At 41.7% G+C, this 22,017-nt stretch carries 19 protein-coding genes; 11 read left to right on the top strand and 8 right to left on the bottom strand.

Annotation, left to right across the window (positions count from 1 at the left end; all coding sequences use genetic code 11):
* Positions 1 to 3: 3 nt before the first annotated feature.
* Genes BTO21_RS19375 through BTO21_RS19360 form a run of 4 tightly spaced genes read right to left on the bottom strand, consistent with a single transcriptional unit; the run spans position 4 to position 2,373 of the window.
* Entirely contained in the window at positions 4 to 459 is a 456-nt protein-coding gene (locus BTO21_RS19375) for a DoxX family protein (RefSeq protein WP_045029842.1), read from the bottom strand.
* A complete protein-coding gene (locus tag BTO21_RS19370) occupies positions 452 to 1,255 on the bottom strand; it encodes an HvfC/BufC N-terminal domain-containing protein (protein ID WP_045029844.1) in 804 nt (267 codons plus the stop codon). Before BTO21_RS19370 ends, BTO21_RS19375 begins: the two co-directional genes overlap by 8 nt.
* A complete protein-coding gene (gene bufB, locus BTO21_RS19365) occupies positions 1,230 to 2,093 on the bottom strand; it encodes an MNIO family bufferin maturase (protein WP_045029846.1) in 864 nt (287 codons plus the stop codon). The genes BTO21_RS19370 and bufB overlap by 26 nt, the downstream gene beginning before the upstream one ends.
* 4 nt (positions 2,094 to 2,097) lie before the next feature.
* On the bottom strand, positions 2,098 to 2,373 hold the full coding sequence (locus tag BTO21_RS19360) for a BufA1 family periplasmic bufferin-type metallophore (RefSeq protein WP_045029847.1): 276 nt from the start codon (positions 2,371 to 2,373) through the stop codon (positions 2,098 to 2,100).
* A gap of 247 nt (positions 2,374 to 2,620) precedes the next feature.
* Between BTO21_RS19360 and uvrD the strand changes: the two genes are divergently transcribed.
* Positions 2,621 to 4,792: a DNA helicase II gene (uvrD, locus tag BTO21_RS19355; RefSeq protein WP_045029849.1), complete on the top strand. Its 2,172-nt coding sequence runs from the start codon at positions 2,621 to 2,623 to the stop codon at positions 4,790 to 4,792.
* Between the two features lie 76 nt (positions 4,793 to 4,868).
* Here uvrD and ggt read toward each other — a convergent pair whose 3' ends face one another.
* Positions 4,869 to 6,632 carry a gamma-glutamyltransferase gene (gene ggt, locus BTO21_RS19350; RefSeq protein ID WP_045029850.1) on the bottom strand — a complete coding sequence of 588 codons (1,764 nt, stop codon included), beginning with the start codon at positions 6,630 to 6,632 and terminating at the stop codon, positions 4,869 to 4,871.
* A 576-nt stretch (positions 6,633 to 7,208) separates the two neighbouring features.
* Between ggt and recQ the strand changes: the two genes are divergently transcribed.
* The 3 genes from recQ (at position 7,209) to BTO21_RS19335 (ending at position 10,212) form a co-directional block, all read left to right on the top strand.
* On the top strand, positions 7,209 to 9,053 hold the full coding sequence (gene recQ, locus BTO21_RS19345; protein ID WP_105026979.1) for an ATP-dependent DNA helicase RecQ: 1,845 nt from the start codon (positions 7,209 to 7,211) through the stop codon (positions 9,051 to 9,053).
* Positions 9,054 to 9,065: 12 nt separating this feature from the next.
* Positions 9,066 to 9,365, top strand: a complete 300-nt coding sequence (locus BTO21_RS19340) for a DUF3630 family protein (RefSeq protein WP_045029852.1) — start codon at positions 9,066 to 9,068, stop codon at positions 9,363 to 9,365.
* Positions 9,366 to 9,474: 109 nt separating this feature from the next.
* Complete coding sequence (locus tag BTO21_RS19335; protein ID WP_082056866.1) at positions 9,475 to 10,212, top strand: 7-cyano-7-deazaguanine/7-aminomethyl-7-deazaguanine transporter; 738 nt, start codon at positions 9,475 to 9,477, stop codon at positions 10,210 to 10,212.
* Between the two features lie 332 nt (positions 10,213 to 10,544).
* Here BTO21_RS19335 and elbB read toward each other — a convergent pair whose 3' ends face one another.
* Positions 10,545 to 11,195: an isoprenoid biosynthesis glyoxalase ElbB gene (elbB, locus tag BTO21_RS19330; RefSeq protein ID WP_045029854.1), complete on the bottom strand. Its 651-nt coding sequence runs from the start codon at positions 11,193 to 11,195 to the stop codon at positions 10,545 to 10,547.
* 376 nt (positions 11,196 to 11,571) lie between these two features.
* Between elbB and polA the strand changes: the two genes are divergently transcribed.
* Positions 11,572 to 14,343 carry a DNA polymerase I gene (polA, locus tag BTO21_RS19325; RefSeq protein ID WP_045029856.1) on the top strand — a complete coding sequence of 924 codons (2,772 nt, stop codon included), beginning with the start codon at positions 11,572 to 11,574 and terminating at the stop codon, positions 14,341 to 14,343.
* A gap of 179 nt (positions 14,344 to 14,522) precedes the next feature.
* Positions 14,523 to 14,570 (top strand): small protein SpfP, encoded by a 48-nt coding sequence (gene spfP / locus BTO21_RS20450; protein ID WP_438616993.1) that lies wholly within the window; start codon positions 14,523 to 14,525, stop codon positions 14,568 to 14,570.
* A gap of 622 nt (positions 14,571 to 15,192) precedes the next feature.
* On the opposite strand, the gene yihA is transcribed toward spfP, so the two are convergent.
* Positions 15,193 to 15,861 carry a ribosome biogenesis GTP-binding protein YihA/YsxC gene (gene yihA, locus BTO21_RS19320; protein ID WP_045029857.1) on the bottom strand — a complete coding sequence of 223 codons (669 nt, stop codon included), beginning with the start codon at positions 15,859 to 15,861 and terminating at the stop codon, positions 15,193 to 15,195.
* 156 nt (positions 15,862 to 16,017) lie between these two features.
* Between yihA and BTO21_RS19315 the strand changes: the two genes are divergently transcribed.
* The 5 genes from BTO21_RS19315 (at position 16,018) to hemN (ending at position 20,735) form a co-directional block, all read left to right on the top strand.
* A complete protein-coding gene (locus BTO21_RS19315) occupies positions 16,018 to 16,635 on the top strand; it encodes a c-type cytochrome (protein WP_045029859.1) in 618 nt (205 codons plus the stop codon).
* 900 nt (positions 16,636 to 17,535) lie between these two features.
* Positions 17,536 to 18,177, top strand: coding sequence for a class I SAM-dependent methyltransferase (locus BTO21_RS19310; protein WP_045029862.1), 642 nt, complete (start codon positions 17,536 to 17,538; stop codon positions 18,175 to 18,177).
* Positions 18,177 to 18,731, top strand: a complete 555-nt coding sequence (gene yihI, locus BTO21_RS19305; protein WP_045029863.1) for a Der GTPase-activating protein YihI — start codon at positions 18,177 to 18,179, stop codon at positions 18,729 to 18,731. Before BTO21_RS19310 ends, yihI begins: the two co-directional genes overlap by 1 nt.
* Positions 18,732 to 18,734: 3 nt before the next feature.
* Entirely contained in the window at positions 18,735 to 19,214 is a 480-nt protein-coding gene (locus BTO21_RS19300) for a DUF2489 domain-containing protein (protein WP_045029865.1), read from the top strand.
* 147 nt (positions 19,215 to 19,361) lie between these two features.
* Positions 19,362 to 20,735: an oxygen-independent coproporphyrinogen III oxidase gene (gene hemN / locus BTO21_RS19295; RefSeq protein ID WP_045029867.1), complete on the top strand. Its 1,374-nt coding sequence runs from the start codon at positions 19,362 to 19,364 to the stop codon at positions 20,733 to 20,735.
* 160 nt (positions 20,736 to 20,895) lie between these two features.
* Here the strand turns inward: hemN and add are convergent, their stop codons facing one another.
* A complete protein-coding gene (gene add, locus BTO21_RS19290; protein ID WP_045029868.1) occupies positions 20,896 to 21,900 on the bottom strand; it encodes an adenosine deaminase in 1,005 nt (334 codons plus the stop codon).
* Positions 21,901 to 22,017 lie beyond the last annotated feature (117 nt).

The following is a 22,017-nucleotide window of genomic DNA, read 5'->3' as shown; positions in this document are numbered from 1 at the left end:
GCATTAGAATCGATAATTATTGGTGCGGTATTTATTTAACCACTGATCAATGGATAATTTCCCTGCTCCCCAAAAGAAGGTGACGAGTAACATCATGCCCCATAATTGGTGATCATAAAATCCTTGCGCCCACAATGCAGGGTATGACACTACCGCAATAATATTAAAGCCAAATAACAGTATTGCCATTGGTCGTGCTAATAATCCCAAAGCTAAAAATATTGGCACCATTAATTCAATCGCAGTGCCACTGTAGGCTGCCCATTGCCACGGTAAAATAGGCACCTGATATTCATATTCAAATAAATATAAGGTGCTATCCCAGCTGCGGTATTTAATTAATCCTGATTTAAAGAACGCGATGGCCACCCATGCACGGCAAAAAAGTAATAATAACGGTTGCAGTGGACGTGTTAATTGCTCAAAAAAGGGATCGATGGTGCGAATAAAATTAATCATTGGCAGTAACCTCGCAAATATCATCCATTAAGTGGTGGTGTAATAATTGTGGTAGCAGGGTTAATTGTGTCGTGGTGAGTGTCGCGATGGAGCGTTGTTGCTGGCAGTGTTCAATTAACTGTATTAATTCTGGCGTGACTATTTGTTGCCAAATTTGCCATTTAAAATGTTGAATAAGGGCTGATTGAGGGTGATTAATATTCAGGGTCGCTAATAATAGTTGCTGTTGATCGCCATCGGTTTGATTAACCACTTCCCACAGTGATACCACTGCATATTGGCTGCTAAAGGTGTCAGTTGAGATTGGAATATGAAAATAATATTGCTGCGGAGTAATGTGACCAGCTTGATGTTCGAGTTGACGTAATTTCTCTAACGGTAGGTTGCCAGTGTGACAAGCTAAGCGGCTGACACAATCACGTTGCCATTCTAGCCGAGCCAAGTCGACCAAATAAGGCAGAGTGGAAACCAATGTCGGTTGAGCGGCGATGGTATCGCTAAAATGAGCGCCATAAACGGTGACATCCCCTTGTGGTAGCGGATGATTAAGAATGTGCTGTCGCGCGAGGAGGTTGAAACAATCGTCACCAATCATGGCGCTCACAGTGGAATAGACACTTGCCAGAACGTCGGTTAAGCCAATAATAAAATTATTACAGTACAGTTGTAGCCGTTGCTCTGCACTGAAATGATCATTGACGACGGTAGTGGCTAAATCATGTGGTTGATAATGTAACGCCGCTGAAAATTGGTGTTGTAACTGGTGCAGATTAGGCGTGGTTGCTGATGGTGGCATTGGCGAACTCCTTATCGATAATGGCTTGGGCTTTATTCGCTTCAGCCAATAATATTGCCAGTGGCGGAATATCAGCATCCCATTCAATTAATGTTGGAGTATGGCGACCATGGCAGTGGATCCATTGTTGATACAGGTACCACACTTCATCACTGACAGGCTGGCTATGCGTATCAATCCAGATTTCCCCTTGAGGTAGATGTTTACGAATAAAGCCAGCGAGGTGTATTTCTTGGACCACGGTAGGATCAATGGCGGCTAAGTAAGTTTGGCAGTCAAAGCCATGATTAAAACTACTGACATAGATATTGTTTAAATCTAATAACAGTCCACAGTTCGTTCGTTGTTGTACTGCCATTAAAAATTCCCACTCAGGAATGGTTGAGTGTTGAAACTGTAAATAACTGGATGGGTTTTCAATCAACATTTGCCGTTGGAGTACATCTTGAACTTGAATCACTTTATCGCAAAAATTATTCAAGGCTTCTTCAGTATAGGGCAGCGGTAATAAGTCATTAAAATAGTGCCCATCAATCGAACTCCAACTGAGGTGATCTGAAATTAAAAATGGGTCTGTTTCAGTGACTAATTGTTTGAGTTGCTGTAAATGTTCAATATTAAGTGGATCTGCCGATCCCAATGACAGCCCAATACCATGACAACTAATTGGATAACGAGACTGTAATTGACGCAATTGTTGGCGCGCTAATGAATGGGGGTTGAAATAGTTTTCGCTATGAATTTCTAACCATCCTAGTGGTGGTTGGCTGGTAATGATCTCAGCAATATGAGGTGAGCGTAAGCCCACCCCAATCGGCTGTTGGGATGAAAAATCCACTCAGTTACGCCTCCTTAGTTGAGCCGCCATGAAGGCGATCACAGAGCCCTTTGGGTACAACCACGAAGGCATCTTTTTGGGCATCTTCTTTGGCTGAGCCTGCGCAAGAGGTTGTTTTAGTCGCGCAATCATTTTTACCGGCTTTACTGACGCCATAACATTTTTCTTTGGCCATTTTTTTGCCCATTTCGTCGGCTACAGCAGTCGTTGAGGCAAGCGATCCTGCGAGTGCAATTAATCCAGTCATCGCTGATGCTAAGGCTATATTGGTCTTTTTCATGATAATTCCTTGCTTATAATTGAGGGTTGGTTTGCTGTTATTCAGTGTTTTTTTAGTGGCGTTAATACGCTCTCAGAATAATAGACACAGTAACGGCGGTATTTATTACACTGAAGTGTTAATTATTTTAGCAATGATGTTGTTTTTATGTTTCTGAAGTCTGCGAAAATCGCCATAAAGATATCGCAGCAATCTTTATTGGGGCTGGTATAATCATCACCATTGTATAAATAACCAGTAGATAGCGATGGACGTTTCACTTCTATTAGATGGCCTCAATGACAAACAACGCGAGGCGGTGGCTGCGCCGTTGGGTAATCACCTAGTATTGGCGGGCGCGGGCAGTGGTAAAACCCGTGTGCTAGTGCATCGTATTGCTTGGTTGTTGGCGGTTGAACAAGCGTCACCGTACTCGATTATGTCGGTAACGTTTACCAATAAAGCAGCGGCTGAAATGCGCGGTCGTATTAATGAATTAATGCATGGTTCGAGCGCTGGGATGTGGAATGGCACCTTCCATGGCTTATGTCACCGTATGCTTCGCGCCCATTATTTGGATGCACGCCTGCCTGACGATTTTAATATTTTAGATTCTGATGATCAGATGCGGTTATTACGCCGTTTGATTAAAGCGCAGAATTTAGATGAAAAACATTGGCCTGCTCGTCAAGGTGCTTGGTATATCAATGCCAAGAAAGACGAAGGTTTACGCCCGCAGCATGTTGAAACCTATAACGACCCGGTTGAGCAAACGTGGTTGCGCATTTATACCGCTTATCAAGAAGCCTGTGATCGTGCGGGTTTGGTCGATTTTGCCGAGTTATTGCTGCGCTCGTTTGAGTTATTACGTGATAACAAACATATCCGTGAGCATTACCAAGCACGCTTTAAACATATTTTGGTCGACGAGTTTCAAGATACCAACAATATTCAATTTGCATGGCTGCGATTAATGGCTGGGCCTGATTGTCATGTGATGATTGTCGGTGATGATGACCAATCTATTTATGGTTGGCGTGGCGCACAAGTTGAGAATATTCAACGCTTTTTAAATGATTTTAATAATGCTTCATCGATATTTTTGGAGCAGAATTACCGTTCTACCGCCAATATTCTTAATGCTGCCAATGAATTAATTGCTAATAACACCGCTCGTATGGGTAAGAATTTATGGACTGAAGATGGCGATGGCGAGCCAATTTCTTTGTATTCTGCCTTTAATGAACTCGATGAAGCACGGTTCGCTGTGGGTAAAATCAGAGAGTGGCGTGAACAAGGTGGCAGTCTTAGTGATACCGCTTTTCTGTACCGCAGTAATGCTCAATCGCGAGTATTAGAAGAAGCGTTAATTCAGGCGGGAATGCCGTATCGTATTTATGGCGGCATGCGTTTCTTTGAGCGTCAAGAAATTAAAGATGCGTTGGCTTATTTGCGCCTTGTTGGTAATCGTAATGATGATGCTTCATTTGAACGTGTTGTTAATACTCCAACCCGTGGCTTAGGTGATCGTACCCTAGAAACCATTCGTTTAACCGCCCGTGATCGTGGTTTAACCATGTGGCAATCGAGTCTGGCGTTATTAGATGAGCAAGTACTTGCGGGGCGTGCTGCCAATGCATTACAGCGCTTTATTGAATTGATTAATGCGTTAGAAGATGACACCGCTGAATTGCCAATGTACCAACAAACCGATGACGTTATTCGCCACTCTGGTTTACGGGCAATGTATGAGCAAGAAAAAGGCGAAAAAGCGCAAGCGCGGATTGAGAACTTAGAAGAATTAGTCACCGCAACCCGTCAGTTTGAAATTCCTGAAGAAGCGGCTGATATGAGTCCATTGTCAGCGTTCTTAGCCCATGCGGCATTAGAAGCGGGCGATGGTCAAGCGGATGCCTTTGAAGATGCGGTGCAGCTGATGACCATGCACAGCGCCAAAGGATTAGAATTTCCAGTGGTGTTTATGGTCGGCGTTGAAGAAGGGATGTTCCCAAGCTCACGCACCATTGAAGAAGCAGATCGGTTAGAAGAAGAACGTCGCTTGTGTTATGTCGGCATGACACGGGCAATGAAAAAACTGTATATCACTTATGCAGAAATGCGTCGCTTATACGGTAAAGATAACTTCCATAAGCCCTCACGCTTTATTCGTGAAATTCCTGAGCAATATGTTGAGGAAGTGCGAATGAAGGCGCAAGTTTCGCGTCCAGTGAGTAGTGGTCGTTTTAGCCAAACCCAAGTGAATAATAACTTTAACGAGACTGGTTTTAGTTTAGGTCAGCGAGTGCAGCATCCTAAATTTGGTGAAGGCACGATCATTAACTTTGAAGGCAGTGGCGCTCAAAGTCGAGTGCAAGTTGCTTTTAATGGTGAAGGGATTAAGTGGTTAGTGACCCAATACGCTAAGCTAACTGCGCTATAAGTATTGTTAAAACAAAAAGCCCGTGAGTGATTAATTTTATGGTTAATTATTCGCGGGTTTTTTTGTGTTTACTGAGCTACTTAGCGATGACTTTGCCTTCACGCCTCGAATCAGCGGCCCCGATTAACTGCTTAGGTGCAATGCTGATAGCTTGAATACCGGAGTTAAGATCTTTCACCATGGTTTTATAGCCTAATTGCTCAAACTTAGGTGCCCACACTGTGGCTGAGGTATTTTGTTCAAGTTCAAATGTACCAAAGCGATTATTGATGTTAGGTAAGTTAATGGCTTGCTGTAAATCCATATTCCAATCAAGGTAAGCCACTAAGGTCTTGGCAATATAACCGATAATTTGACTACCACCGGGAGAGCCAATGGCTAACACCGGCTGATTATTATGCATCACAATCGTGGGTGCCATTGATGAGCGGGGGCGTTTACCGGGCTCAATACGATTAGCAATTGGCACGCCATCAATGTGACTTCGGAATGAAAAATCGGTTAATTCATTATTGAGTAAGAAGCCACCCACCATTAACCGTGAACCAAAACTGTTTTCAATGGTGGAGGTCATCGAGACCACGTTACCTTGGCGATCGACAATCGCAAAATGGGTGGTTGATGGCAGTTCGATAGCCTCATCTGTAGTTTGTAACGTTGCGTGATCCCAAGGTGGAGCGCCGGGTTTGACTGCGGCTAATTTTTTATTGGTGGCTAATAATTGTGCTCGTTGTTGAATATAAGCTGGATCGAGTAAGCCTGTGGTTGGCATTGGCACATAATCACTGTCTGCCATATAACGGCCACGATCAGCAAACGCTAATCGAGAGGCATCGCCAATCAAACGCCAGCTATTGATATTATCCGCGCCCATTTTTGCTAAGGGGTAATGACTCAGCATCGCCATTATCTGCCCTAAAGTTAATGCTCCAGAACTAGGTGGTCCCATGCCACAAATTTGATATTGACGATAAGGAGCGCACACCGGGGAACGTTGCTTAACGCGATAACTGGCTAAATCAATACTACTGAGCACGCCTGGATTACCAACGGCATTTTGAACGGTATTGACAATCTCACGTGCAATATCACCTTGATAAAAGGCTTTTTGACCATAATCAGCAATTTTTCGTAGGGTATTGGCATAAGGTTGATTAATTAATATTTGCCCCGCTTGGATCGGCTGACCTTGGCCATCAAAAAAATAGTGTCTAGTCTGTGGCCACCGTTGGAGATGAGTGGCATCTTTAGCGACTAATGCGGCTAATCGAGGACTGACAATAAAGCCTTTTTTCGCCAGTTTTATTGCGGGCTGAAACAATTTTTTCCACTGTAATTGACCGTATTGCTGGTGGCTATTCCACAATAATTTAATCGTGCCAGGGGTACCGACAGAGCGTCCGCCAACAACCGCATCATAAAAGGCTAATGGCTGACCTTTTTTGTCTTGAAATAAGCGGGGTGTTACTGCAAAAGGCGCAGTTTCACGGCCATCAAACGTTGTCATCTGATGGTTGTCATTATCCCAATAGACTAAAAACCCTCCGCCGCCAATGCCTGAGGATTGCGGTTCAACCAGTCCTAATACTAATTGGGTTGCCACCATAGCATCGATGGCATTGCCGCCCTGACGCAACATTGCCGCCCCAGCTTCACTGGCATAATGATTGGCCGTGGCGATCATCCATTGTTTACCGTGGACTAATTGTGATTGCTGTTGAGCGACGCTAGTTTCAGGAATGATCGCATCACTGATCTGTTGCGCTGTAGCGTTGAAAATAGGCGCTGCACAACTACATATTGTGATAAGACGTAATAGTGATGATGTGATTTTGAGCATAACAGATCCTTGTAATCAGCAACGCAAAAATGGGGGGACGCATAAGGTATTTTAATGTGATTAATGATGGCAGAAAAATTGCCGTATATCTTATTATTTTTAAGTAATATTCCGAAAATTATTCACTAAATATGTCAGTTTAATGGATTTGAGCTCTGTGATGGCTGTTATTAGGTAAATGATAATAATAACATCACTTTTTTAACGGTAAATTTGATAGTTAATTTCGCAATCGTTGGATAATCAACCATTGTCTATTTTTTCGTTAAGTTGTTTTTATTGTGTTTATTATCTTATTAATTAGTTGGTTATATTTATTTTAATGGCGAAATGGAATGTTTTTTATCAGTTCTATTAGGTTAAGTTGAATAAATGAAATTTTACTGATGTATTAATACTGAAATTACCATTGCTAACAGTTGGCTTAATAGTGAATGTGGTGTAACCCTAATGAGTAGTGCCAGTGTTATAGCGATTGTTTTAGACCATGAACGGCGTGTTAAGTAGAGGGGCTTACTCGCATCTGACCTTGATTTCGGTATAGAATGACCGCCCGGTTTAGCGAAGAGTCTTACTATGTCTGTTGTTGTTCCTCAGCCCGTGTCGCCATTATTATTATCCAGCCAAGAAATTTTGCAGGATGTGTTTGGCTATCAAGATTTTAGGCAAGGTCAGCAAGCGGTGATTGAAGCGATCACTGCGGGGAATGACTGTTTGGTGATTATGCCAACCGGTGGCGGTAAATCGTTGTGTTATCAAATTCCGGCGTTAATGCTGTCAGGATTAACATTGGTGATCTCCCCCCTTATTTCGCTAATGAAAGATCAAGTCGACCAGTTGAATGCCAATGGTGTCAGTGCTGGATGTATTCACTCAGCAATGTCACGTGAGGAAATCCAAGCCACGTTTGATGCGATGCAAACCGGAAAGTTACAGCTCGTCTATGCCTCACCTGAACGGGTGCTAATGCGTGATTTTATTGAACGGTTACAGCAAATTGATTTATCAATGGTAGCCGTCGATGAGGCTCACTGTGTTTCACAATGGGGGCATGATTTTCGACCAGAATATGCGGCATTAGGCCAGCTTAAACAACAATTTTCACCGTTGCCAGTGATGGCGTTAACGGCCACGGCTGACGATGCAACGCGGCAAGATATTATTAGTCGCTTGCAATTGAACGATCCCCATTGTTATTTAGGCAGTTTTGATCGACCCAATATTCGTTACACCCTCTGGGAAAAACATAAACCGTTAATGCAATTAAGTCGTTATTTGGCGACGGTGCGTGGTCAGTGTGGGATTATTTATTGTAATAGTCGTAAGAAAGTTGAGCAGATCAGCGAGAAACTGTGTGAAAGCGGTATTCGTGCTGCGGCGTATCATGCTGGAATGGAATATCAACAGCGAGTGGCGGTTCAAGATGCTTTTCAACGGGATGATATTCACGTGGTTGTTGCGACGGTCGCATTTGGAATGGGGATCAATAAGCCCAATGTACGGTTTGTGGTCCATTTTGATATTCCGCGTAACATTGAATCGTATTACCAAGAAACCGGACGAGCGGGGCGTGATGGCTTACCAGCAGAAGCATTATTGCTTTATGATCCAGCGGATTTAGCGTGGCTACGCCGTTGTGTTGATGAAAAACACCATGATGCGCAGCGAGATGTTGAGTTACATAAATTACATGCCATGGGCGCGTTTGCCCAAGCACAAAGCTGTCGTCGCCAAGTGTTATTGCATTATTTTGGTGAAGATCAACGCCAAGCCTGTGGTAATTGCGATGTCTGCCTTGATCCACCGCAACAATTTGATGCCGTTGAAGCGGCTCAAAAAGCGTTATCATGTGTATACCGTGTTAATCAGAATTTTGGTATTACCTATGTGGTTGATGTACTGCGCGGAATGCAAAACCAACGTATTCGTGAATACGGCCATGATAAATTAACCACTTATGGTATTGGGCGTGAATATAGCCATGAATATTGGGTCAGTATTTTACGCCAATTGATCCATCGCGGATTCTTAACTCAAAATATTAGCCGTAATTCAGTGTTGCAACTGACTGAGCAGGCACGACCACTATTAAGGGCTGAAATGCCGTTATCATTGGCGGTACCTCGGCTTGATACTGCCGCTCGTAGCAGTAAAGTGGATCGCATGGCTAATCGTCAATACGATAAAAAATTATTTGCCAAGCTGCGTAAATTACGCAAAACGATTGCAGATGAAGAAGATCTGCCGCCATATGTGGTATTCAATGATGCCAGTTTGATGGAAATGGCAGAACGATTACCGACCTCAAAAGGTGATTTTTTAGCGATTAATGGGATCGGCCAGCGTAAGTTAGAAAAATTTGGGGTGGTATTTTTGCAATTGATTGGCGATCATTTAATGGCGGTCGATGAACATAACTAATGGATGCTAATAATGGATTATGATTTTAGTCAAACGGAAATAAATATTGAGCAAGGCACGTTAGTGGTAACGCCTTCTTTGTTTGAATTTGATGATTTTACAGTGGTCGCTAAGGCATTGTTACTACGGTTAGATGCGACATTGATTGATCAACAGCCAAGTGCCGATCTTCACCAATGGTTAATCGATTTTGAAGGTTGTCAGTTATTACTCAAAGCGGAACATTACACTGCATCTGTGTGGCTTGAATTGTTGGTATTGAGTGAGATTGAATCATTAATTTTTATTCAGCAGTTATTGTCATGCTACTAGGCAAATAAATGCTGTGCTGTATAATCGCCGCCCTGGTGTTGCTGGTGGTGATTACCACTAGCAATGAAAATGTTTGGGTTCCCTCCCCCCAATGACAAAAAGGTCTTCCATGACTGCTTTATCAAAATCCAACGCAACAACATCTAATACAGCTACATTCAATGTAACAACGACTACTTTCACGGCAGCTCAACAACACAAGGCTTTATCGTACTTGGTCGCGTTTCATTTATTAGTGATCGCATCAAGTAATTATTTAGTTCAATTACCGTTTACTATTTTTGGTTATCACACCACTTGGGGTGCATTTACTTTTCCGTTTATTTTCCTTGCGACGGATTTAACGGTACGTATTTTTGGTGCAGGAATGGCGCGTAAAATTATTTGGCGAGTAATGGCTCCGGCACTGATTGTGTCTTATGCATTGTCCGTCTTATTCTTTAAAGGCCAATACCAAGGTTTTGCTCATTTGGCTGAATTTAACCTTTTTGTCGCTCGAATTGCTATTGCCAGTTTTATGGCGTATCTATTGGGACAAATATTGGATGTGTCGGTATTTAATCGCCTGCGCCAAATGAAACAGTGGTGGATTGCGCCAACGGCCTCGACCATTATTGGTAATGCACTTGATACTGCTGCATTTTTTAGTATTGCGTTTTATCACAGTCCAGATGCCTTTATGGCTCAAAATTGGACTGAAATAGCACTGGTAGATTACAGTTTTAAATTGATTATTAGTTTAGGGTTATTTGTGCCTTTATATGGGGTGCTGCTTAATTACTTAATCAATAAGTTAACCACATTAAAACCGCAGCCATTTAGTGGTACTGCTGGTGTGAGTAAATAAACCATTATTGGGGTTAATGTTGAGAAAAAATCGGCTGCGGCCGATTTTTTTGTCGAGCATATTTAGCGTAAAACTTAATTAAATGAAAACTATTCTCAATTAGGTGTTGCAACTTAGTTGAGAATAGTTATTATTAACATGCTTTCAGGCGCTAGAGAAAACGCTTTTTCTAGTGATTGATGGCACGACATTGCTCACATTGCTTTCAGTGTACTTCAGCTTGGTAATGGTGCTTAGTGTAGGGCTAAAAACCAATTACTCTTTCTGCTAAGCGACGCATCACACAGTGCGTCGCTTTTTCTTTTTTAAGTGTCTAATGTTACTGCTGACACTTATGCCAATTTTATTAATTCCTGTACTAATTTATTGATTCCTGTCGCGGCTTCACTGATGTTAGTCGCTAACATGTAAGCAGGGGTCGTTAACAAGCGTCGTTTCTGATCGAGAACAAAATCATCGACAGGGCATTGGATGTGCTCTCCTCCCATAGCATTAAATGCCGAGGCTGTGTCAGGATCATTACCGATCGTTGCTTTTGCTCCAGGGCCATAGATCTGTGGGATCAATGTTGGTGCAATACATAAATAGGCGGCGGGTTTATTGGCATGAGCAAAGGCTTGGCAAGCTTGTTTAACATCTTCGTTGAGCTGACATGCGCTGCCATGACGGGCAAAATCAGATAAATTGTTTGCAACTCCAAACCCTCCCGGAACCAGTAGTGCATCATAGTCATTAATATTTAAGGTAGCGACATCAGAAATATTGCCACGTGCAATTCGTGCTGATTCCACTAAAACATTACGGATCTCATGACTCACTTCACCATTTAAGTGATTAATCACCTGGTGTTGATCAATGTTCGGTGCAAAGCAATGCCAACATGCCCCTTGTTGTTCGATCGCAAATAGGGCTAATACGGCCTCATGGATTTCGCTGCCATCAAACACACCTGAACCGCTTAAAATTACTGCAATTTTCTTCATAATGGCATCCTAACTAATCAAATATGCTTATATTGTTGTTATTATGGGCTAGGTTAAGATTATCTAGCTAAGGTTGTCCACAATCAATGATCAATATGGGATCGAGGATCTAAATCCAGACTTCTTATTAAGTATTTGAAAATGAATACAATCATAAGTAATTTTTATTTTCACATAAAAAACGATCAATGGGTTAAAATTAAATACTAACAAAGTTATCCACAGAAAATGGATGAATAACACAAAACAGCAGTTAACAGTTGCGGTTTGGCGTGGCATTCTAGTAAACATTGTATTTTTTCTGTGGTATAGGGATAAATTTGGTCGATAATAGATCAAACCTGAACTACTTTCGCTTGGATATAAGAATAACCCTATGGCTACGATTCCTGAAAATCCATTGATCCTTATCGATGGATCCTCTTATCTTTATCGCGCTTACCATGCTGCGCCTAACTTCACTAATTCTGATGGTGAGCCGACAGGCGCTATTTATGGTGTGGTTAATATGTTACGCAGTATGCTACGTCAGTTTTCGACCGATCGTATTGCGGTTATCTTTGATGCTAAAGGTAAAACATTCCGTGATGATATATATCCTGAATATAAAGCTAATCGTCCGCCGATGCCGGAGGATCTTCGTGGACAGATAGCGCCGTTGCATGCGGTGATCAAGGCAATGGGTTTGCCATTGATCGCGATCTCTGGAGTTGAAGCGGATGATGTGATCGGCACGTTAGCGACACAGGCTTCAAAGCAAGGAATGCCAGTGTTAATCAGTACTGGCGATAAAGATATGGCTCAGCTGGTGGATCAAAATGTTACCTTGATCAATACCATGACGGATGTGGTGATGGATCCGGCGGGGGTTGTGGATAAGTTTGGTATTGGTCCCGAGTTGATCATCGATTACTTAGCCCTTATGGGAGATAAGGTTGATAATATTCCAGGCGTACCCGGTGTTGGTGAAAAAACGGCGAAAGCGCTATTAACTGGCGTGGGTGGTTTAGATACCTTATATGCCAATCTTGATAATATTGCGCCACTGGGTTTTCGTGGTTCAAAAACAATGGCGAAAAAGCTGCTTGATAATAAAGAATCGGCTTATATGTCTTATAAACTGGCGACAATTAAACTTGATGTTGAATTAGAGCTGGCACCAGAACAATTATGTAAAGGTGTACCTGATACTGACGCGCTGACTGAATTGTTTGGTAAATTACAGTTCCGTCGCTGGCTAACCGAAATGTTGGATGGCAGTGATGGTCGTATCGTTGCTGATGAAAGTGCGTCAACCGCACCATCTGAACCTAAAATTATTGCGCCGACGATTGATCGCAGTGGTTACGAAACGGTACTGGATGAAGCGAATTTTAATGGTTGGTTAACACAGTTAAAAAATGCCGATGTGTTTGCGTTTGATACCGAAACTGACGGTCTTGATTACATGACCGCTAATTTAATTGGGGTGTCATTTGCCGTTGAAGAAGGCAAAGCGGCGTATGTGCCTGTTGCTCATGATTATCTTGATGCGCCTGAGCAACTTGATCGTGATTGGGTATTAGCGCAATTAAAACCATTATTAGAAGATAAAAATTTAGCCAAAGTAGGTCAAAATTTAAAATTTGATGCCAGTATTGTTGCGCGTTATAACATTGATATGCAGGGTATTAAGTTTGATACTATGCTTGAATCTTATGTTTATAATAGTGTGGTAGGTCGCCATGATATGGACAGTCTTGCGTTGCGTTACCTTGAGCATAAAAATATCAGTTTTGAAGATATTGCGGGTAAAGGTAAGAAGCAATTAACTTTTAATCAAATCGATCTTGAACAAGCCGGGCCGTATGCTGCTGAAGATGCTGATATTACGCTACGTTTACATAATGCGTTATATCCAAAACTTGAAGCCGATGACAAGCTCAAAAAAGTGTTTGAAACCATCGAAATGCCGTTAGTGCCGGTATTATCGCGTATGGAGCGTACTGGTGTTTACATTGATAGTATGTTGCTTGGCGCGCAATCAATTGAATTAGCACAACGATTAGATGAAATTGAAAAACTGGCTTATGAGCTAGCAGATCAAGAGTTTAATTTAAGTTCACCGAAACAATTACAAGCGATTCTGTTTGAAAAAATGGGCTTGCCAGTGATTAAAAAAACCCCTTCAGGCACACCATCGACCAATGAAGAAGTGCTGCAAGAGCTGGCATTAGATTACCCATTGCCAAAATTGTTATTAGAATACCGTGGCTTAGCAAAACTGAAATCTACTTATACTGATAAGTTACCGAAAATGGTTAATGCTGCGACAGGCCGAGTCCATACTTCTTACCATCAATCGGGCACCGTGACTGGGCGTTTATCTTCAAGCGAGCCTAACCTGCAAAATATTCCAGTACGTAACTCAGAAGGGCGTCGTATTCGCCAAGCATTTGTGGCTAAACCAGGTTATAAAATTCTGGCTGTCGATTACTCTCAAATTGAATTACGTATTATGGCGCACCTTTCTGGTGACCAAGCGCTGTTAGATGCATTCCGTGAAGGGAAAGATATTCACGCAGCAACCGCTGCTGAAATTCTAGGGTTAGCGATAGATGATGTGACTACTGAGCAACGTCGACGTGCGAAAGCGATTAACTTTGGTCTTATTTACGGCATGAGTGCATTTGGTTTAGCCAAGCAACTTGATATGGGTCGTAATGAAGCACAAGACTATATGAATGTGTATTTTGAACGCTATCCTGGCGTTTTAGAATACATGGAAAGTACCCGTAATAGTGCTGCTGAACAAGGTTATGTTGAAACTCTATTTGGTCGTCGTTTGTATCTTCCTGATATTAAAGCGCGTAATGGGTTACGTCGTAAAGCGGCTGAACGGGCGGCGATTAACGCCCCAATGCAAGGTACTGCCGCTGATATTATTAAATTCGCTATGATTGCCGTTGATGAATGGGTGCAACAGCAACCACAAGGTCAGGTGAGTTTATTAATGCAAGTACACGATGAATTGGTGTTTGAAGTAGAAGCATCAGTCTTAGATAGCGTGACCGCAAAAGTGCGTCAACTAATGGAGCAAGCGGCAACGTTAGCGGTGCCATTAATTGCCGAGACAGGCTACGGTGATAACTGGGATCAAGCCCACTAATTGATACAGGCTTATCCATAAAATAAAAATAGCTGATCACGCGATCAGCTATTTTTTTTGTTAAAAATAAGAACAGTTATGTAAAAATTACTTACACAATTATGAAAAAAAATTACGACAAAGACTTCCAAAAACTGAATGATTGATATACAGTTGCTGATGTAGGGTACAGAGGTAAGATGTTCTATCTTTCAGACCTTTTGTTTCACGTTATTGGATTTGGCTGATTCAGCTGCCCCAGTCTATTTATTGGACTGGGGCGTTTTTTATTGTACCAAAGCAAATATTTTTCCTCGCGACATTGCTATTATCACATTCCTTTCTTGTTGCCGTTGAGTCGTTGTTAATTATTGTTATTACGCATTAGTGCTGTTTTATTATTCAAATATAATAATATTGGTGCTTTTTTGTGATTAAATGTGCTTATTTTTATGTTGGTTGATTATCGTCATTCGCTAAAATATATTTGCCTGTGTATTTTTTAGAGTAAATACTTTAAATTTAAAATTGGCAGGCTATAATAGTAATAGCTTCTTGTTCATATTTGATTTTGTTGGTTAGTCGACATGACTAGCGGACGAGCAAAAACATGAAATAGCCATTCTCGGTATTGAGAATGGCTTTTTTTTTGGTTTTTTTTAAATAAATAATGATGTAATTTAATTCCAGAAATATTGTTAAACTGTTAACAATTAATAGGCTTATTTTTTAATTAAAATAATGTAGTGGAATCTATAGCATTAACGGATTTAAATCGGGGAGTAGAGCGAGGTATAGCTTTATTTTCTGGGTATTCCCCCACCAATAACAGTGGGAGAATTTTTAGTCTTGATTAGCTGTGTAAGGATTTTATTTTATTGGTGGCAGATTAAAAACTTCACTATCGTCAGCGGCTAGTACACGTTGACGTTCTAGTTCTGGTGCATACCATTCATCAAGTTTGCTACGCACTTGATCTACGCCAATCCCTTTCAATGCAGAGAAAGCTTCAACCTGAACGTTACCGCCAAATTCTTTCGACATTTCACGGATTTTTAATACTTGTGCTTTACGTGCACCGCTTTTTAATTTGTCTGCTTTAGTCAGTAGGACTAATACTGGCAAGCTACTTTCAATTGCCCAATTAATCATTTGCTGATCAAGATCTTTCATTGGATGGCGAATATCCATTAGTACTACTAAACCTTGCAAACATTCACGGCGTTGTAGGTATTCACCTAATGCTTTTTGCCATTTTAGTTTGAGCTCCAGCGGTACTTGAGCAAAACCATAGCCAGGTAAGTCAATTAAGTTACAACCGTTAATCACTTCAAACATGTTGATTAATTGGGTACGGCCAGGGGTTTTAGACGTACGAGCTAAACCTTTTTGATCAGTAAGGCGATTTAGTGCGCTTGATTTACCGGCATTGGAGCGACCAGCAAATGCGATCTCAACGCCGATATCTTGTGGCAAGTGACGAATATCCGGTGCACTTGTAATAAAACTGGTATTTCTATAGTTGAGAGGTTGATTCACTGTTAACTCCGTCAAGCCCTCACATCGTAAAATGAGCGCTTTTTTGTGAAATTGTCTAAGATATATTAAACCGTGTTTGGTTTATGGTCGTATTGTATACCATGTCACTGAGCATTACTTGTAGTACGGAAGCTCTATAATTATAAATGGAATGTCATGAAAAAATTAGTCTTAATATTCACTCTTGTTACGAGTTATTCGGCTTGGGCACAAGGTGATATCGATGCCGGTAAATTAAAGGCCACTACGTGTGTCGCATGCCACGGTAATGATGGTAATGCAATTATGGCACAGTACCCTAAATTGGCGGGTCAACATGCTGATTATCTAACGAAACAACTTGCCGATTATAAGCTTGCATTGACCAGTGACGGAGCTCAAGGCCGAAGCAATGCCATTATGGCTGGCATGGCCAGTGCATTATCAGCCACTGATATGGCCGATCTTGGTGCTTATTTTTCTTCGCTGCCTATTTCACCTAATACCACCCCTGAAGCTGCGATTGCGATTGCTGAGCCATTATACCGTTTTGGCGATCCAGAACGGGACATTGCAGCATGTATCAGTTGTCATGGACCGCGTGGTAATGGCACCAGCCTATCCGGTTTTCCTAAAATTTCAGGGCAGAATGCACAATATACCCAATTACAGCTCCAACATTTTCGTGCGGGTACTCGTAATAATGACCTTAATGCGATGATGCGATCGGTGGCTGAAAAACTCAATGATGATGAAATTAATGCGCTTTCTGCCTATGTCGCTGGTTTACATTAACCGCGAGATCATTAGCATAATTACGTGAGTTGCTAAGCATTACTATTTTAAAAGCGTTTAGTAACGGGGAATTTGCCCGTGATGTTGTAAGAGATTGACCATTGATTGGCGTTGTATTGATGATTTTATTTGTAGCCGATTATTTTTTTGTTTTATAGAACATGCACTTGTTTATTAGCCGATATTTGATTTTCAAATGTGTGATCTTGGTACATTGTTTTAATAATGGCTTCAGGTAAATTATACCTTGTCGACATGGAGTGTGACACAGGATAAGAAGCGCTAGGATAGCTTAGGCAGTGAAGCCAAAAGGATGCACAGGACGTCTGGTCAGGAGACTAGGGTAGACGCAGGAAGCGTAAGGATTGTCAGGGTCGACACTCAGGAAAGAGAGTAGCTATAGTGATATAGCTCAGATACGTCAGGATGATGTATTACATAAGGATGGTGGTAAAGTTATTGGAGTGTAACATTGCGATAAGGATCGCCAACTTAGGATAAGTTGCCAAACCATGGATGAGTAAAAGGAATGCGAAAATTCACTCGGACAGTGACGAACAATAATAGGCAAGGATAGCAACCATAAAAAAGGATGTTTGTTAAACCGGGACGTTGCTTGCTGGTTATGGAAAGACTGGACAGAATTATAAGCTCATAGCTTACCCCATATAGCGATAGGTGCAGACCTATCGCTTTTTTTTCGTTTAAATTTCGACCTTAGCAGTAGTTATTGTTATGATTTGGCAGTGATATTATGCTTACTGATACGATGATATAGTCGAATAAATTGAACAATTTGTCAGCAGAACTACATCTTAACCTTAATTGGGTATAGAATAGCCCGCTCGATTTTACACCGCTGCTGCTGTTCGTAAACATTCAGTCGTTGTGGAGAAGACAATGGATAGATGTCCACTTTGTGGTAGTAAAGATAACATGTGGTTGGTGGCTGACATTAATCGAGGTTATTTTCGCTGTTTACACTGTGCATTAATTTATGCTGATCCGACAACTCATTTATCGTCGTCTCAAGAAAAATCTGTTTATGATCAACATCGGAATAATCCTGATGATGATGGCTATCGACAATTTTTAGGACGATTAGCAACCCCACTCGTGACACGGCTGCCATCTCCGCCGTTATGCGGGTTAGATTTTGGTAGTGGTCCGGGGCCGACCTTGTCAGTGATGTTGGCAGAAATGGGGTATACTATGACAATCTACGACCCTTATTTTGCGGCACAATCCGCAGTATTAGAAGGGCAGTATGATTTTGTTACTTGCACAGAAGCAATCGAGCATTTTTATCAGCCTGCGAAGGAATGGGGGCTGTTGCTACGTTTAGTCAAACCCGGCGGTTGGCTTGGGATCATGACTAAACTGGTAACCGACACTGATGCCTTTGGGCATTGGTACTATAAGAACGACCCAACCCATGTCAGCTTTTTTTGCCATGATACGTTTTGCTTTCTAGCACAACGCGATGGCCTTGAAGTTGAGTTTGTTGGAAATGATGTGATTTTGCTGAGGAAACCCCAGTAATGACCCGTAAGAAAAGAGCTCGTGCTGTAGGATCAGAAGGTCCTGCTGTATACCGCGAAAAAACAAATACTAAAGTTGATGTTGAGACTCGTGAACGCCAAAAAGCGAAGAAACGTAAAGGCTTAAAATCAGGTAGTCGTCATTCTGCTGTTGAAGAAAACAAGCAACGCAATGGCGGTCAGAAAAAAGATCCACGTTTAGGTAGTAAGAAATTAGTACCACTAATCGTGGAACCTAAAAAGCCACAAAACAAGCAACAGCGTCGTTTGTCTGCAGAGCAAGAACTTGCGATGCTTGAAAATGATGCACAATTGATGGTGTTATTAGATCGTATTGATGCTGGTGAAAAACTAGGTGCTGGCTTGCAAAAGCAAGTTGACCTGAAGTTAGATCGCATTGAACGCTTAATGAAGCAACTTGGTTTATTAGATGATGTTGAAGAAACATCAGCGCCCGTTAAAGAAAGCGCTAAAGCTAAGTCAAAGCCTCGTTCAGATGATGATTTATTAGCGCAATTTGAAAACATGGATTTTGATAATTTCGATAAGGAGTAACCGTTGCAGGGAATAACACTTCTATTTGTTATTGGTAGCGTGGTAGTGGCTGGATTAGCATTATACGCTGGATTGTTATTAGCTAAGCTTTATCAGCAGCAACAACGGCATAAGTTGTTTTTAGCCCGTGCTGCAGAGCAACAGGTTGAAGCAATTAAAGCTAGAAATGACAATATATTAGAAAGCGTCTTTATTATCGCAATGGCATGTAAGCAAGATCAATGTGATATCTCTGAGGCCGCGATTCGGTTATATAAATTAATGGAAGTGTTGCAAGCAGATAAACAAGTTGATTTTGCAGCAACGTATCCGGCATTAACTGACTTGTATCAAGTCGTTAAAGATATGCCTCGTGGTGATGCTCGCCAGCAAATAGAAAAACAAAGCCGAATGCGATTTGATCTTGAACGTATGAAAGCGGAGTCTCGTCTACAGGCTGATATTAAACTTGAATTGGATGCTATCCTGTCAACTAAGGTTTAACCTACCATCGTTATTATTAGCACCGCCATTTATTGGCGGTGTTTGTTTTTGTACAGAGTGTAAATTGAACAACAGGGATAGGTTTTACTTTGAGTAAAATGGTGACACACTCTATTTATTCTATCTTCACCAAATTGGAACAATGTCATGTCAAATGAGCAGATTATTTGGGATCAGGCCCTGATTGAAAAATATAATTATTCAGGCCCGCGTTATACTTCTTACCCGACCGCACTAGAGTTTAATCAAGCATTTACTTCTGCTGAATTTGAGATGGCATGTCAGCAATACCCCGATCGTAAGTTATCGCTTTATATTCATATCCCATTTTGCCATAAGCTTTGTTATTACTGTGGCTGTAATAAAATCATTACCCGTCATCAGCACAAAGCCGATCAATATTTAGAGGTACTTGAGCAAGAGATTAAGCAACGCGCGACCTTGCTTGGTGATCGTCAAGTCAGTCAATTGCATTGGGGCGGTGGTACACCAACATTCTTAACGGCGGCGCAAATTAGTCGTTTAATGACTGCGTTACGGAGTGCGTTTAATTTTGATGACGATGCTGAAATCAGTATTGAAGTTGACCCGCGTGAAATTGAATTGAGTATCCTTGATCACCTTCGCAGTGAAGGCTTTAACCGTTTGAGCATCGGGGTACAAGATTTTAATAAAGATGTACAAAAATTAGTTAACCGTGAGCAAGATGAAGATTTCATTTTTGCGATGGTTAACCGCGCCCGTGAGTTAGGCTTCCGTTCAACCAACCTTGATTTAATTTACGGGTTGCCATTACAAACCAAAGCACTGTTTGCTGAAACACTGCAACAAGTGTTGACCATGAAGCCGGGCAGACTGTCAGTATTTAACTATGCTCACATGCCAACCTTGTTTGCCGCTCAACGTAAAATTCATGAAGACCAATTACCGTCAGCGACCGAAAAGTTAGCTATATTGCAAGATACGATAGCGACGCTAACGGGGGCAGGGTATCAGTTTATTGGTATGGATCACTTTGCGTTACCTGATGATGAATTAGCGGTAGCACAACGTGATGGGATTTTGCACCGTAATTTCCAAGGTTACACCACCCAAGGTGAGTGTGACTTATTAGGGATGGGTGTATCAGCGATTTCAATGATTGGTGATTGCTATGCGCAAAACCAAAAAGAATTGAAGTTGTATTATGGTCAAATGGCTGAGCAACAAACGGCATTGTGGAAAGGGGTCACCTTAGACGCTGATGATTTATTGCGCCGTGAAGTGATCAAGGCGCTAATTTGTAATTTCCAATTAGATAAACGTGCGATTGAAGCTGAGTTTAGTATTGATTTTGATAGTTACTTTAGCGAAGACCTACAGTTACTAAAGACCTTTATCAATGACGAATTGGTGACTGTGGATCAAAATACGATTCATGTTGAACTGAAAGGGCGATTATTGATTCGTAATATTTGTATGTGTTTTGATAAGTATCTACGTGATCGCGCTCGTCAGCAGCAGTTCTCGCGGGTTATCTAATCTGCAGGTGATCTGCCGTTATTGATTCTCTGTAATATGATTATAAAAACATTATTATAAAAATACCGTTATAAAAAACGCCTCGGTTTCACGTGAAACCGAGGCGTTTTATTATGTATTTCATTAGCTGTTATTGCGGTGGTGCTAGCACTTATTGTGATTAGCTACGCTTGCTCGCAATATCACGTAGCGCCTGCTTTTCTGCGGCAGATAAGAACGCTAGCTCAAGCCCGTTGATTTGTGCTTGGCGAATTTGAGCAACACTTAAACCGGCTTTCGGTGCGGCAACTTCATATTCGTAAGGTAGTTCAATGCCTTCAACTGCTGGATCATCAGTATTTAAACAGGCTAAAATACCGTGCTCAAGGAAAGCTTTAACAGGATGTTGGGCAATGTTAGCAACGGTGCTGGTTTGAATGTTTGATGTAATGCAAGATTCAATACCAATACGGTGCTTAGCTAAGTAATCCATAAGTTTAGGATCGTTTACCGCTTTGACACCGTGACCAATACGGACTGCGCCAAGCTCGTTAATGGCTTGCCACATGCTCTCAGGGCCTGCTGCTTCACCTGCGTGTACAGTGATTTGTAATCCAGCATCACGTACTTGTTTAAAGTGCGAGATAAACTGGGAGCCAGGTTGACCAAGTTCATCACCGGCAAGGTCAATGGCGACCAATTGGTCTTTATGGCTCAGGAGGGCATCTAATTCTTGCTGACAAGCTTGGGTGCCAAACGTACGGCTCATAATTCCAATCAGGTTAGCTTTAATACCAAAATCACGACAACCAGCAGCCACACCATCAGCAACTGCTGCGACAACACCTGCTATGGGTAAATTGTGCTTCATCGCCATGTAATACGGTGAAAAGCGCAGTTCAGCGTAATCAATTTGCGCATTAAGGGCATCTTCAACGTTTTCATAAGCAACGCGACGACAAGCGTCTAAATCACCTAATACAGCCACACCCCAATCTAATTTACTCAGGAAAGCGATGAGGCTTGGCTCTGCTTCAACAATTTGTACGTGTGGGCGTAATGCTTCGATTTCTGTTGCGGGTAAAGCGATATTAAATTGCTGACCCAATTCTAAGATCGTTTGAGGACGAATATTACCGTCAAGGTGGCGGTGAATATCCGTTAGTGGAAGATCTTTGTTTATCATGATTATTATACTTCCCGAAGATAAATATAAATTGAGTATACGCAATCACCAAATGACATTCATCACTGTTGCAAATAAATGTGCGTTGGTGCAAGTTGTGGTCATGATACTACCTAA

Source organism: Photobacterium phosphoreum, from assembly GCF_002954725.1.
GTDB lineage: Bacteria > Pseudomonadota > Gammaproteobacteria > Enterobacterales > Vibrionaceae > Photobacterium > Photobacterium phosphoreum.
This window is presented reverse-complemented; position numbering and strand designations above follow the sequence as displayed.